The sequence below is a fragment of the Streptomyces sp. DH12 genome (assembly GCF_020873895.1).
Taxonomy (GTDB): Bacteria; Actinomycetota; Actinomycetes; order Streptomycetales; family Streptomycetaceae; genus Streptomyces.
In genome coordinates this window covers 1-532 of sequence record NZ_JAHWGT010000655.1, presented here as the reverse complement: position 1 = coordinate 532, position 532 = coordinate 1, and the positions used below count along the sequence as shown (strand labels likewise).

The window sequence follows — 532 nt, the reverse complement described above, 5'->3', positions numbered from 1 at the left end:
ACTCTCCGGCCGCCGCTGGGCCCACAGCCCTCGGACCCGCCGGCCGAAGGCGCCCGACCCGCCCGACCCGCGGTGCCCGTGCACCCGCGGGTCGTCGGTGACGTCGTACCGCTTCACGTACGCGCCGAGGAACGCCTGGAGCGTGGCGACGGCCGGGATGGCGATCAGGGCGCCGACCGCGCCGAGCAGAGCCGTGCCCGTGACGACCGACCCGAAGGCGACCGCCGGATGGATGTCGACGGTCCGGGAGGTCAGCTTGGGCTGCAGCACGTAGTTCTCGAACTGCTGGTAGACCACCACGAACACCAGCACCCACACCGCGTACCAGGGCGCGACCGTGAAGGCGATCAGCATGGGCAGCGCGCCCGCCAGATACGTGCCGATGGTGGGGATGAACTGCGAGACCAGACCGACCCACACGGCCAGCACGGGGGCGTAAGGCACGTCGAGGAACTCGAGCAGGACGTAGTGCGCGAGGCCCGAGATGAGGGCCATCAGGCCACGGGAGTAGAGGTAGCCGCCGGTCTTGTTC

1 protein-coding gene is annotated in these 532 nt (G+C 70.5%); it reads right to left on the bottom strand.

The features are described from left to right. Positions 1-532 (bottom strand): AI-2E family transporter (locus tag LPA54_RS36320; protein WP_228984785.1); only part of this gene is annotated, 532 nt, incomplete at both ends.